The 12754-nt window shown below is 41.3% G+C and carries 11 protein-coding genes; 7 read left to right on the top strand and 4 right to left on the bottom strand.

From position 1 onward, the window contains the following. The first annotated feature begins 60 nt into the window (after positions 1 to 60). Complete coding sequence (aceI, locus tag DYI81_RS11520; RefSeq protein ID WP_117007589.1) at positions 61 to 492, top strand: chlorhexidine efflux PACE transporter AceI; 432 nt, start codon at positions 61 to 63, stop codon at positions 490 to 492. A gap of 93 nt (positions 493 to 585) precedes the next feature. On the opposite strand, the gene DYI81_RS11525 is transcribed toward aceI, so the two are convergent. Beyond that, positions 586 to 2109 carry an acetyl-CoA C-acetyltransferase gene (locus tag DYI81_RS11525; protein WP_117007590.1) on the bottom strand — a complete coding sequence of 508 codons (1524 nt, stop codon included), beginning with the start codon at positions 2107 to 2109 and terminating at the stop codon, positions 586 to 588. 241 nt (positions 2110 to 2350) lie between these two features. On the opposite strand from DYI81_RS11525, the gene DYI81_RS11530 reads away from it, so the two are divergent. The 5 genes from DYI81_RS11530 to dnaX all read left to right on the top strand — a co-directional run bounded on the left by DYI81_RS11530 (position 2351) and on the right by dnaX (position 9231). After that, on the top strand, positions 2351 to 3742 hold the full coding sequence (locus DYI81_RS11530; RefSeq protein WP_117007591.1) for a 3-oxoacyl-ACP reductase: 1392 nt from the start codon (positions 2351 to 2353) through the stop codon (positions 3740 to 3742). A gap of 157 nt (positions 3743 to 3899) precedes the next feature. After that, on the top strand, positions 3900 to 4754 hold the full coding sequence (locus DYI81_RS11535; RefSeq protein WP_117007592.1) for a MaoC/PaaZ C-terminal domain-containing protein: 855 nt from the start codon (positions 3900 to 3902) through the stop codon (positions 4752 to 4754). Between the two features lie 97 nt (positions 4755 to 4851). Beyond that, the gene (locus DYI81_RS11540) at positions 4852 to 6111 is read left to right on the top strand and encodes a serine hydrolase domain-containing protein (RefSeq protein ID WP_117007593.1); all 1260 of its coding nucleotides are present in this window, start codon (positions 4852 to 4854) and stop codon (positions 6109 to 6111) included. 83 nt (positions 6112 to 6194) lie between these two features. Further along, positions 6195 to 6656 (top strand): copper resistance protein NlpE N-terminal domain-containing protein, encoded by a 462-nt coding sequence (locus DYI81_RS11545; protein WP_117007594.1) that lies wholly within the window; start codon positions 6195 to 6197, stop codon positions 6654 to 6656. 349 nt (positions 6657 to 7005) lie between these two features. Then, a complete protein-coding gene (gene dnaX, locus DYI81_RS11550) occupies positions 7006 to 9231 on the top strand; it encodes a DNA polymerase III subunit gamma/tau (protein ID WP_117007595.1) in 2226 nt (741 codons plus the stop codon). A gap of 14 nt (positions 9232 to 9245) precedes the next feature. Here the strand turns inward: dnaX and DYI81_RS11555 are convergent, their stop codons facing one another. From DYI81_RS11555 to DYI81_RS11565, 3 genes are all read right to left on the bottom strand, one after another. Next, on the bottom strand, positions 9246 to 9695 hold the full coding sequence (locus DYI81_RS11555) for a thioesterase family protein (protein WP_117007596.1): 450 nt from the start codon (positions 9693 to 9695) through the stop codon (positions 9246 to 9248). A gap of 148 nt (positions 9696 to 9843) precedes the next feature. Then, a complete protein-coding gene (locus DYI81_RS11560; protein ID WP_117007597.1) occupies positions 9844 to 10656 on the bottom strand; it encodes an OmpW family outer membrane protein in 813 nt (270 codons plus the stop codon). Positions 10657 to 10966: 310 nt separating this feature from the next. After that, positions 10967 to 12127, bottom strand: a complete 1161-nt coding sequence (locus DYI81_RS11565; protein WP_117007598.1) for an iron-containing alcohol dehydrogenase — start codon at positions 12125 to 12127, stop codon at positions 10967 to 10969. Positions 12128 to 12244: 117 nt separating this feature from the next. On the opposite strand from DYI81_RS11565, the gene DYI81_RS11570 reads away from it, so the two are divergent. After that, positions 12245 to 12754 carry a low molecular weight protein-tyrosine-phosphatase gene (locus tag DYI81_RS11570; protein ID WP_106984904.1) on the top strand — a complete coding sequence of 170 codons (510 nt, stop codon included), beginning with the start codon at positions 12245 to 12247 and terminating at the stop codon, positions 12752 to 12754.

Here is a 12754-nt window from a genome sequence, read left to right on the forward strand (position 1 = left end):
CAATCAAAAATATACAAATAAAATAGGCTCATCTTAAACAAACAAGTTGAGTAGTTGAAAATGTTGATTTCCAAGAGAAGGATTGTTCATGCGCTGAGCTATGAAATTATCCTATTGGTGATCATTGCAATTGCGCTGAGTTTTATTTTTAAAATGCCAATGGAAGTTACAGGCACTTTGGGCATTGCTATGGCTGTAACCTCTGTAATTTGGAATATGATTTTTAACCATTTTTTTGAAAAATTTGAAGCAAAACGTCAATTGAAAAGAACAGTCGGCGTCCGTATTTTGCATGCGATTGGTTTTGAAGGCGGCTTAATGCTCGCGACTATCCCCATGGTGGCCTATGCGCTGAATATGTCTTTAGGGCAGGCTTTCATTACTGATTTATCTTTGACGATGTGTATTTTAGTTTATACCTTTATTTTTCAATGGTGTTATGACTATATTGAAGCTCAGCTCGGTTATCAGCCAGCGCATAGAACTTCATAATGAACAGCGAAAAATAGTCTGTACATGAAGAAATATCGCTGCAATAAAAAAAGCACCTCAATTGAGGTGCTTTTTTTAAATCTATTTTGCAGATTATTTTTCTACAATTGCTGTGACGCCTTGACCGCCAGCAGCACAGATCGAGATTAATACACGGCCTGAACCTTTTTCATTCAGTAGCTTCGCAGCAGTAGCTAAAATACGTCCGCCAGTTGCAGCAAATGGATGGCCTGCAGCAAGTGAAGAACCTTTAACGTTTAATTTAGCGCGGTCAATTGAACCTAATGGCGCATCTAGGCCTAAACGTTCTTTACAGAATTTAGGATCTTCCCAAGCTTTAAGTGTAGACAATACTTGAGATGCAAAAGCTTCATGAATTTCATAGTAGTCGAAATCTTGAAGGCTAATGCCAGCACGCTCAAGCATACGCGGTACTGCATAAGCAGGCGCCATCAATAGGCCTTCTTTCTTGCCAACAAAATCTACAGCAGCAGTTTCTTGGAAAGTTAAGTAAGCTAATACTTCGTGACCATTTGCTTTCGCCCATTCTTCAGAAGCTAAAAGCACACAAGATGCGCCGTCAGTAAGTGGCGTAGAGTTACCCGCAGTCATTGTACGGCCGTCACCTTTACCAAATACTGGCTTAAGTTTCGCAAGTTTTTCTACAGATGAATCTGGACGCAAGTTGTTGTCACGGTCTAAACCAAGGAATGGCGTGATCAGGTCATCGAAGAAACCTTCTTCGTATGCTTTCGCCATTTTTTGATGAGACGTCGCAGCAAGTTCATCTTGCGCTTCGCGTGGAATACCCCATTCAAGCGCTGTAATCGCTTGGTGGTCACCCATAGAAAGGCCAGTACGTGGTTCACCATTCTTAGGTGCATCCATCAAATCTTTGACATTAATTTTCGTTAATGCTTTCAGGCGGTCTTTACCCGTTTTTGCAATGTTTAATTCAAGCAATGCTTTACGTAAGCCATCACCAAATGCGATTGGCGCATCAGATGTCGTATCTACACCGCCAGCAACGCCTACGTCAATTTGACCTAAAGCAATTTTGTTTGCTACAAGGAATGCAGCTTGCAAGCCAGTACCGCATGCTTGTTGAATATCGTAAGCAGGTGTTTCTGGAGCAAGTTCAGTATTTAATACGCATTCACGTGTCATGTTAAAGTCACGGCTGTGTTTTAAAACTGCGCCTGCAACAACTTCGCCTAAGCGTTGACCTTGCAGGTTGAAACGTTCAACCAAGCCATTTAAAGCAGCTGTAAACATGTCAGTGTTAGAAGCTGTGAAAAAAGCGCCATTTGAACGTGCAAATGGAATGCGGTTACCGCCAATGATTGCTACGCGGCGAACTGAATTTTGGCTCATGTGTTTTTCCTGTTGAACAGAAGTTTGAGTTGTTTGTTTTGAAGCTGTAGTTTTAGACGCTGTACTTTTACTGCTGCTACGCGGCGCTGCTGAGCGTGTGCTGGCAGGTTTAGCGCTTGCTGCTGATTTGGCCGTTGTACTGGTTTTTCGAGCGGTGCGGCTAGATGCGGTTTTTGATGGTTTTGACACATCTTGTTCAGCAGAAGTTTCGACTGCTGGATTTTCTTGAGTAGTCTTGCTCATAAGGCTTTTCCAAGCATGTAAAAGTGTTTCTGAAGGCTACATTATCATAAACTCAGCAGTGCTGAATTGACTGGAATGACATTGCAGAATGCATTCAGGTCAAGTCATATCTACATTAACTCAAGTATGATTCAATGGAAACTGGTGGATCTATTGAAATATAAGGCCAATAACATCATATTGAAGTTTAAAGGATATCTTCAAAGCCATCAAAAAATTAATTTATTCGAGAGATACAAACATGACTGACCAATACCAAGCATTTTCAAAATCTCCAATTGGTAAATTTGTCATTAAAAATTTAGGATTGCCAGCACCGACTTTCCTAGAGCGTTTTGAATCTGCTTCTCCTGTGGTGAAAGGCGCTATTTTAGTCGGCGCTGCGCCAAACAGCACTTTGGCTGGTTCTATTGCTCAAGTTTTGGCAAATGTGCATGCAAATGGTTATGCAGGCAATAATGCAGAATTGCAACAGGCAGCGGCAAAAGCAGGTTTGAACCTAAGCGCATTTAATGAAGGCGACAAAGAATCAAAATTTAAAGTGGTTGTATTTGATGCATCGGGCATTGAAAACTCAGAACAGCTTCATGAGCTATATGCATTTTTCAACCCAATTGCACGCCAAGTTCAAGCCTCTGGCCGTGTGGTGGTTGTAGGTCTTACACCTGAAACTGCAAAAACTGCAAAACAGGCGATTGCACAGCGTGCGCTTGAAGGTTTTGTAAAATCTGTAGGTAAAGAATTCAAAAAAGGCATTGCAGCTAATTTGGTCTATGTAGATGCAGGTGCTGAAGCAAACCTAGAATCTGCGCTTCGTTTCGCGATTTCACCGCGTTCAGCTTATGTTTCAGGTCAAGTGATCCGTGTGTCGAAAGCGGACACAGTAGATATTGATTGGACTAAGCCACTTGCAGGTAAAACAGCTGTTGTGACAGGTGCGAGCCGTGGTATTGGTGAAGCGATTGCGCATGTACTTTCACGTGATGGCGCGCATGTGATTTGTTTAGACGTTCCGCAGCAGCAAGCTGACCTTGACCGTGTAGCTGGTGCAATTGGCGGTTCAACGCTTGCGATTGATATTACAGCAGGCGATGCAGGCGAAAAAATTAAAGCTGCGGTAGCTGCGCAAGGCGGTTTAGATATTATTGTGCATAACGCAGGTATTACTCGCGACAAAACTTTGGCAAATATGAAGCCTGAGCTTTGGGACTTGGTAATTAACATCAATTTGTCTGCTATTGAACGTGTGAACGACTACTTGTTAGCGAATGACGGTTTTAATGCGAATGGCCGTATTGTTTGTGTATCTTCTATTTCAGGCATCGCAGGTAATTTGGGTCAAACTAACTATGCTGCTTCTAAAGCAGGTGTAATTGGTGTGGTTAAATTTACAGCACCTACACTAACTAATGGTGTGACCATTAATGCCGTTGCGCCAGGTTTCATTGAAACGCAAATGACCGCTGCTATTCCATTTGCAATCCGTGAAGCGGGTCGCCGTATGAACTCGATGAGCCAAGGCGGTTTGCCAGTCGATGTTGCTGAAACAATTGCATTGTTTGCTTCAACTGCATCAACAGGTCTAAATGGCAACGTAGTACGTGTTTGCGGTCAAAGCTTGTTAGGGGCTTAATGTAACCCTCTTGAAATTCCCTCTCCTTAAAGGAGAGGGCTAGGGAGAGGTAAAAAGTTTACTATAAAGGGATATGAGTCTACCCTCATCCCAGCCTTCTCTCAGAGGGAGAAGGGGCTTTTAAAACATTGAAATAAAAACTTCTCAAAGGTTCAGTATGAATACTCGCCATTTTAGTCAACTTCCAAAACCTTATTTGGCTTATCCAAAAGTCATCCAAGGCTTGATTTTCAAAAAGCCGAAAGGTGAAAAAGTGCTGCCGCAAGTTGAATATGTGGTGGATTCATTTCAAGTCGATGCAAAACACTTAAAAGCGTATAACGAAGTTTGCGGTTTTAAAAACAACGGCTATATTCCTGCAATTTACTTGGCTGTACTGTCGCAAAGCCTGCAAATGCACATGATGACAACTGAAGCATTTCCATTTGCAATTTTAGGCTTAGTGCATATCCGCAACCAAGTGAAGCAAACCCGTAAAGTCGGTGTAAATGAGCAGTTAAGCCTGTCTTGCAAATTTGGTGAATTAAAGCCACATGATAAAGGCGTACAGTTTGACTTTATTACCACTGCAAAAGTAGGTAATGATGTTGTTGTAGAGTCGCTGACTACTTATTTAGCGCGTCAAAAAACCGATGCAAAAGCTGCAGCAAAAACGGCTGAGAGCAAAACACCAAACTATCAGCTGGCTGCGGAGTGGGATGTTTCTGAGAATACAGGCCGCCGTTATGCAATGACCTCTGGTGATTTCAACCTGATTCATATTCATGCAGTTACAGCAAAAGCATTTGGCTTTAAACAAGCCATTGCACATGGTATGTGGAGCAAAGCGAAAGCACTGGCGAATTTAAGCCTGCCAGATGCTTATGATGCAGATGTTTGGTTTAAACTACCAATGTATTTGCCGTCAAAAGTTGAATTTTTAACTGCGGTGAATTCATCTGAAACAGACTTTATGATTCGTAGTACAAAAAATAAAAAACCGCATGTGACGGGTACAGTCACAGCGCTATAAGCCTGAAAAGCCTGATGTCTTCATTGCATCAGGCTTTTTTTCTGTCCGAAAATATGTCATATCATTTATGCCTTATAGTATTTGGAGTTCAAAGGATATGAACCAGCTCAAAGAAGTTTTATTTGCAAGTACTGATCATTATTCAGGTGAAGCTGATGCATCTTTTCAAGATGTAGCAAAGCTGTTTAGTCGCTTACAGGATGCGCGTAGCACGCAAGGTGGCGCTGCGCTATGTGTCTATTTTAAGGGGCGTAAAGTACTGGATATTTTTACAGGTCAAAAATCGGCAGATGAAAAATGGCAGCCTGATACACTTTCAATCTGCTATTCCACGGGTAAAGGTGTGCTCGCTACCTTGGCGCATATTTTGGTCAGTGAAGGCTTTATTGACTATGACGTACCAATTGCTAATTATTGGACTGAATTTGCACAACATGGTAAAGCTCGTATAACGCTTAGACATATCTTGAGTCATCAAAGTGGTTTATATGACATGCGTAATAATATTGATCAGGCCGTTGAAATGGCAGATTGGCAACACATGCTCCAAGTAATGGAAAATATGACGCCACGTTTTGGTTTGGGTGAAGACATGGCATATCAGCCTCTAACCTTTGGCTGGCTGGTGGGTGGTGTACTGGAAAAAGCGACCAAGCGAAGTTTATCTGAGTTAATGCAACAGTATTTGGTCGGACCTTTGGCTTTGGACGGCGCGTATTTTGGTGTACCGCAGGATCAGTTTGAGCGCGTAGCTCGTCCATTGCCCAAAGCGCCACGTTCAAATGTAGCGCAGCCACAAAAATCTTCAGATCACTCGAAACAGCGTAAGACATCACCGATGGATAAGTTGATTGAGCTGAGTGGCCAGAATCCGCAAGATTTTCAGGATGCGATGATTCCTAAAGGCATGAAGCATTTTAGTTTCTTTAGTGATGAAGGCATGCAGGCCGTCATACCGGCAGCCAATGGTGCTTTTACTGCAGGAAGTTTAGCTAAAATGTACGCTATGCTGGCAAATAATGGTGTGTGGAATGGTCAAAAGTTGATTAAACCAGAAGTGTATCGAGTACTAAGTACAATCCAGAGTAAAAAGCGTGACCGAATTATGCCTTTGCCGATGCATTGGCGACTGGGCTATCACCGAGTACTGAGTTTAGGAAAATCATCCAATGGTTTTGGTCATATTGGTTTTAATGGCTCAGGTGCATGGTGTGACCCAGAGCGTGATTTAAGCTTTGCATATACACATAACTTTCCAACAGGCTCACTGACGGGGGATTACCGTTTATGGGCGTTGACGCAGGAAACACTCCGCTGTGCAGACCGTGTGCTAAAAGGGCGGAAAGGCTGGCTTTAATTGCACATGCTGTACATTAATAGACGACGTATCGGTTTGTTTGTGCTATTTTTCCCGCCGAATGTATGACAGGCAGGCAACACATGAATAAGTCGATCTTAATTCCCTTAGTTTCTCTTTCTAGTTTGACTGTGACTGGTTTGGTGGGTTGTGAGCGTGCCTCCGAGACGACTGTAAAGCAAACAGAGGCTGTGCAAGTGAAACACATCGTCCCAGCTTGGGTTGGTAGTTATAGCGGGCATACGCCATGCATGAGTTGTAGCGCATTGTGTGAAGATTGTGAGGGAATGGCGGTTAAACTGACTTTAAATGCTGATATGACCTATACCTTAGATCGTCAAAGCATGAGTGGAAATGACCAGCCAGCTTTACTACATGGCGCGATGAAATTTCATAATCCAGAAAAGACTAAATTAGAGCTGGTGAATGTAGAAAGTCGTAATTTGCTGTATGTTAATTTAGCAAATAAACAGTTAGAAATTTTGAAGAATGACACCGCGCAACCTTATGATGCGCAAGATAACTTTTTACTTGAACGTGCCTAAATCTACATATTGAGCCAAAGTAAGCACTGATTAAAAAATGATTTTAAGCTGAATATCGATTGAATCAGTTAGCTACATCAGCTGACGGATACTTTACATCAGATATTGCAAAATAATCCTCAGACTTACCAAATCCCATGGTGGGCTGTGGCTGAATTGGAAAATCATCAAGTATCTTTTAAGTTATTGAGCCTGTTATTTTTACCGCTTAAACCAGAATGATAAAACAGGAAAACCGCCAATCGGCCGCAATTGAAATAAATTGAGTGATATAGCCACAGTGAGTCAAGAAGCGCATTCACTCTTCGTCAAAAAAACAGTATCCTTATGCATGTGAAAAGGAGCATACATGTATCAAGTACTTGCGCGAAAATACCGTCCACGCAATTTTAATGAACTGGTTGGCCAAAACCATGTCTCACGCGCATTAACCAGCGCTTTAGACCGTGGTCGCCTACATCATGCCTATTTGTTTACAGGGACTCGCGGTGTAGGTAAAACCACAATTGCGCGTATTTTAGCGAAATGCTTGAACTGTGAAACAGGGATTACTTCTACGCCATGTGAAGTTTGTGCGACCTGTAAGTCTGTCAATGAAGGGCGTTTTATAGACCTGATTGAAATTGATGCAGCATCGCGTACAAAAGTAGAAGATACACGTGAACTTTTAGATAATGTTCCTTATGCGCCTACGCAAGGACGCTTTAAGGTTTATCTGATTGACGAAGTGCACATGCTGTCTACGCATTCATTTAACGCACTTTTGAAAACGCTGGAAGAACCGCCTGAGCATGTAAAATTCCTGTTTGCGACGACAGATCCACAAAAATTGCCAATTACCGTCATTTCGCGTTGCTTGCAATTTACCTTACGTCCGCTGGCTGTTGATGAAATTACAACGCATTTAACCGATGTGTTACACAAAGAAAGCATCGAAGCAGAGCAGGATGCGATTTGGCAAATTGCAGAGTCTGCGCAAGGCTCACTTCGTGATGCGATGTCATTGACAGACCAAGCAATTGCTTATGGGCAGGGTGCTATTCATCACCAAGATGTCAAAGACATGTTGGGTCTAATTGATCGTACGATTATTTATGATTTGATTTTAGCGATACATCAAAATCAGCAAGCGCGGATTAGCCAGTTGTTAATGCAATTCCGCCAGCAAGCACTTGATGTTTCTATGGTGCTGGATCAATTGATTTCGACACTGCATGAATTGGCATTACTACAGTATTTGCCAGATTTAGCTTTAAAATACAGTGCTGAAATTAACCAAAAAATTATGCGTTTATCAGCGCAAGTCACAGCACAAGATTTGCAATTATATTATCAAATTGCTTGTAAAGGTCGAGCTGATCTACAGCTAGCAGTGACACAAGAGCAAGGTTTTGAAATGACCGTGCTACGTTTGCTTGCTTTCCGCCCAATGCAACCGAGTGAAATATCTGCATCAGCACCAGTACAAACAGCTCAACCAGTTGCACATGTTGAACCTGCACCTGTAAGCGAAGCGCTAACACCTCAAAGCGATCAAACAGAAGCACATGCATCACCATTAGCAACAGATATACCTTCAACGCAGGATGAAACAAACGAAGCGCTAAATTCTGATGGTTTCTTCTCTGATGAATATGATGATGAGCAAGATGACTTTAGATCGCAAGCAACTGTGAATGAGCCTTCATCAGATGATTTTTTGGATGAAGCTGAATTTGAGCTGTCTCCAGAGCCTGAAGGTACGAAACATCAGCTAGAGTCTGAGGTTCTAGTCGATGTTCAAATAAGCTCTGAAGCACATACGCAAAATGTCGATTCATCTCCAATAGATCAGATACAGTCACCTGATCAAAATCAAATTATTTTTGACCCATCGAATGGTGAAACATTATTTGGTTTAGATGCTTTGGCAGGGGGGGATCAAGTTGTAGATCTAACACCTGATTATGCCTTTGAATCTATTGCTCCCTTAGAAACGATTATTAAAAATAGCCCTGTAACTGAAGCGCAAGCTGAGCCAGATCAAGACGGCGCAGAGGCTGGTTTATTTGCACAAGACATGACAGTTGCAGCTGTAGTAGAAAGTTTTGTACAGGAAGAAATATCACAGCAACCTCAAAGTTCAGTCACGGTATCATCTGCATCTGTTAGCCATCTTATGCCACAGGATATTTTGAAACTGCCTGTACAAGACCTACAAGGTGAATGGACAGTCGATAAGTGGGAATACTGGTTCCGTCATAGTGATTTGTCACCTGCTGTACAGGAGTTAGCACAACACGGGGTGATGATTGGTACGATTGATGGTGAGAGCAATTTCCATATTCCTAAAAAATATGAACAGTTGCTGACTCAAATGCAACATCTGTTGGAGCAAGCATTACACAGTGCTTGGCCAGCAACACGCTTTAATGTGGTGTATGGCGATGTGAGTGAGCGTACGCCTTATGTGTTGTTAAATGCACGTAAAGAGCAAGCGTATGTTCGCGCCTCAGAGTTATTGCATAGTGAGCCTACCGTGAAATCTTTAATCCAAGCATTTAATGGTGAACTACATAATATTCAACTGAAATAATCAGGTGGAATAGATTATTCATCATTACTTAAATTAATAAGATAATGCTTTAAGGCATCTCGCATTTCTGATGGAATCGGGGTGCTTTTTTTATGTTCACGTTCAACAAAAACATGTACAAAACTACCTTGTGCAGCGGCGTGATTTTGTCCTTGTTTAAAAATTGCCAAGTCATAGCTTAAAGAGGAGTTTCCAATTTTTTGAATGGCAACACCGACTTCAATAATCTCTGGGTAACTGAGTTCTTGCATAAAGTTGCAAGAAGAGCTCACCACTAGACCTATGATGGGAGAGTGGTGAATATTAAAGCCTGCTTTTTGAATTAATAAGGCATTGGCTGCTGTGTCAAAGTAACTGTAATAGGTGACGTTATTGACATGCCCATACAAGTCGTTATCTGCCCAGCGGGTTTGAATAGGAAATATAAAGCGATATTGATTGCGTTGTCTGATCGTTGGTTTCATTTGGGTCGGTATTGTTATCAAGCATTATGTGTTTTTACTTTGCTACGCCAGTTTATTCAAGTAAAAAAAAGCCATTCAAGCAATTTGAATGGCTATGGCAAAATGAAAGCTTAAAAATTAAAACAATAATTTTTTCTGTATTTTTGAGTTAGAAACGATAGCCAAGGCCTAAGTAGGTGACAACGGGATTAATTTCAATTTTACTTGATCCAAGTAACACCGTGTCACGGTCACCTGTGTTGCTATTACCAATGACATTAAGTTTTGCATTGGTCGAGAGATGAGAATAGCTGACTGACGCCGTACCAAACCAATTTTTGGTCAAATTCACATCAACACCTACCGTAGCAACAGGTGCAAAAGCATCATCGACTTTAATTTTGCCTAATTCGGGTTTAAGTAAACCACCTACGAGTGGATTATGTGTCTGTAGTTCTGTATTGATGGCAGGATCTGCTTTTACATTGCTGAAATGCGCGTACATTACACCTGCGCCCACATAAGGCCGAATACGGTTGTTAATTGAGCCAAAGTGATAGCGTGCAGTGAAGGTTGGGGTATATGCATCTGTTGTTGCAATTTTATTAAATTGCTCTAAGTTTGCGACTGATCCAACAACTGGGAGGCTAATTTCACCTTTACCAGATAACTCCATTTTTGGCGGTGCACCTAAAACTAGTTCGAGAGAAACATTGTCATTAACAAAGTAATCAAGCATTAAGCCAGCAGTATCCGCATTTTGTACTTCAAAGCCAGCATTTGGAGAGGAGGCCTGTTGAGCGCCTAAAATAGGTGTTTTATCTGTTGTACTTCCTGAAACACCTTGCGCGCTACTTTGAGGCATGATGTGCAACCAACCTGCTGAAACAGCCCATGTTTTTCCATCAGATGTAGAGGCATGAACCAAAGGCATTGCACCACATAGTGCGACCAATAATGCTGATTTTTTAATATGATTCATTTGCTTTTCCTTAGTCTGTATTGCGTCATACCAATTCAAATCCTGAAGTGGTTTTAGATATAAGTGTATGCAGTTAATACATGAAAAAGCTTAATAAATAAGAAAATTTACAATGTAAATGAAGCTTTTTTAAAATATAAAAGTAATAAAAAGTGTTTAAAAACAATATGGTTTTTGGTGATTGATTTTTAATCAACATCTAATGTGTTGAATTCGAATGTATAAATAAATCACCATTTCACTGATTTAATAAACAGTAAAAGTGTAGGAATGTCGAATTCATCACAGCTAGACAGTCATAAATTATTATTTAAGCGTAAATTGCGTTGTAAATCTGTAGAGCATCCTGTTGTTGTAAGGGGCGTGGGTTGTTTTGTAGGAGCCTAGTTTGCAACATGGCATCAGTAGCCAACTCAGTTAATTTGGTATGTGGAATATCGAGCTGTTGCAATTTAAGCGTTAGACCACTCTGATCTAGATGGTTTTGCATGTGATCAATAAATAAATCACATAAGCCTGCTGTACATCCTGTGCTATAAGGGTCAAGCCATTGCATAAGCTCTGCGTAATGGCCTTTGGCTTCTGGTGCGTTAAATTTAAGAACTTCAGTCAGTACTAAAGCATTGCTATGTCCGTGTGAAATGTGAAAATGCCCACCAAGCGGATAGGCTAAAGCATGTACTGCACCTACGGGTGCATTCGCAAATGCTTGTCCAGCGAGCATTGAGCCAACCAGCATGTTTTGTCGTGCTTCAAGATGATTTCCATCGTTGAGTACCAACGGAAGATTTTTATTTAATAAGCGAAGCGCTTGCTTGGCTAACATATCTGCATAAGGATTTTTCTTTATTTTAGAAGTGTAAGCTTCGATGGCATGCACCATAGCATCTATACCTGTGGCAGCTGTAATTGAAGCAGGTAAATTTTGCGTAAAGTGGGCATCCAAAATAGCGACATCTGCATATAACACAGGTGAAACAATGCCAGTTTTGGTGGTTTCACCTGTGGTGACGATAGAAATAGGAGTAACTTCTGAACCGGTTCCTGCCGTGGTTGGAACTAAGATCAGAGGCAGGCGTGGTCGCTTGGCATTGCCTACACCGTATAGGTCTTGAATAGTTTGATGCTGTTGAGGGTGCGCTAAGATCGCAATCACTTTAGCCACATCTAAAGAACTACCGCCGCCAAAGCCAAGTACGAGATCAATTTTTTCATTTTGCGCAAATTGTACTGCATCGAGGACCAAATGCTCAGGAGGGTCTGCTTGTACATTGGCATAAATTACATAGTCTTGTTTAAGCGTTTCCAATATTTCGACAATGGGTAAATGCAACTGATGAAGCAACATACCTGGATCAGTCACAATTAATACGCGCTTCGGGTTAAAGTCATGGAGCAGGTTTTTAAGCTCAAGAATTGAACCCAACCCCGAAATAATATTACTCACCGTTTGAAACTGAAATTGGCTCATGACTTTATCCTTAATTTTTATATCTAAATGCGCATTATTGTTGAGGGTTGATATAGGATTCATCCTTTAAATAACTTAACATAAGATGCTTGAAATAAAAGTAACATTGAGGTTCTTATGTCATCCCAAACGCCCTATCAGGTGTTATGTGTTTGTCTAGGTAATATTTGCCGCTCTCCTACGGCTGAAGCTGTGTTCAGGCACTTATGTGATGAAGCGAACTTGAATGTTGCAATTGATTCTGCAGGTACCAGCAATTACCATCCTGGTAAGGCACCAGATTCTAGAAGCCAGCAACATGCTAAAAAGCGTGGCTATGATTTGTCTGCCTTACGTGCACGTCAGCTTAAAACTCAAGATTTTGTAGAATTCGATTTGATTCTTGCCATGGATTATGAAAACTTAGCGAATATTCAAGCTTTAAAGATCCAAGCACAGCAAGAATTTGGTGCAAATGCCTTACGTGCTGATATTGCACTCATGAGTCAGCATGATCCTGACTTTTTTGAACAAGCTGTTCCAGATCCGTATTATGGTGGTGCAAATGGTTTTGAGTTGGTACTTGACCAGTGTGAATCCAGCAGTCGTGCCTGGATTCAGGTTCTTCAGAAAAAATTAAAATATTAA

The sequence above is a fragment of the Acinetobacter sp. SWAC5 genome (genome assembly GCF_003419885.1).
In the GTDB taxonomy this organism is placed as follows: domain Bacteria; phylum Pseudomonadota; class Gammaproteobacteria; order Pseudomonadales; family Moraxellaceae; genus Acinetobacter; species Acinetobacter cumulans.

Bases quoted from the DNA above. Each gene is read 5' to 3' on its own strand.
- DYI81_RS11535 (WP_117007592.1), top strand. From the start codon at position 3,900: ATGAATACTCGCCATTTTAGTCAACTTCCAAAACCTTATTTGGCTTAT.
- DYI81_RS11560 (WP_117007597.1), bottom strand. From the start codon at position 10,656: ATGAATCATATTAAAAAATCAGCATTATTGGTCGCACTATGTGGTGCA.
- DYI81_RS11555 (WP_117007596.1), bottom strand. From the start codon at position 9,695: ATGAAACCAACGATCAGACAACGCAATCAATATCGCTTTATATTTCCT.
- DYI81_RS11565 (WP_117007598.1), bottom strand. From the start codon at position 12,127: ATGAGCCAATTTCAGTTTCAAACGGTGAGTAATATTATTTCGGGGTTG.
- DYI81_RS11570 (WP_106984904.1), top strand. From the start codon at position 12,245: ATGTCATCCCAAACGCCCTATCAGGTGTTATGTGTTTGTCTAGGTAAT.
- DYI81_RS11530 (WP_117007591.1), top strand. From the start codon at position 2,351: ATGACTGACCAATACCAAGCATTTTCAAAATCTCCAATTGGTAAATTT.
- DYI81_RS11540 (WP_117007593.1), top strand. From the start codon at position 4,852: ATGAACCAGCTCAAAGAAGTTTTATTTGCAAGTACTGATCATTATTCA.
- dnaX (WP_117007595.1), top strand. From the start codon at position 7,006: ATGTATCAAGTACTTGCGCGAAAATACCGTCCACGCAATTTTAATGAA.
- DYI81_RS11525 (WP_117007590.1), bottom strand. From the start codon at position 2,109: ATGAGCAAGACTACTCAAGAAAATCCAGCAGTCGAAACTTCTGCTGAA.
- DYI81_RS11545 (WP_117007594.1), top strand. From the start codon at position 6,195: ATGAATAAGTCGATCTTAATTCCCTTAGTTTCTCTTTCTAGTTTGACT.
- aceI (WP_117007589.1), top strand. From the start codon at position 61: ATGTTGATTTCCAAGAGAAGGATTGTTCATGCGCTGAGCTATGAAATT.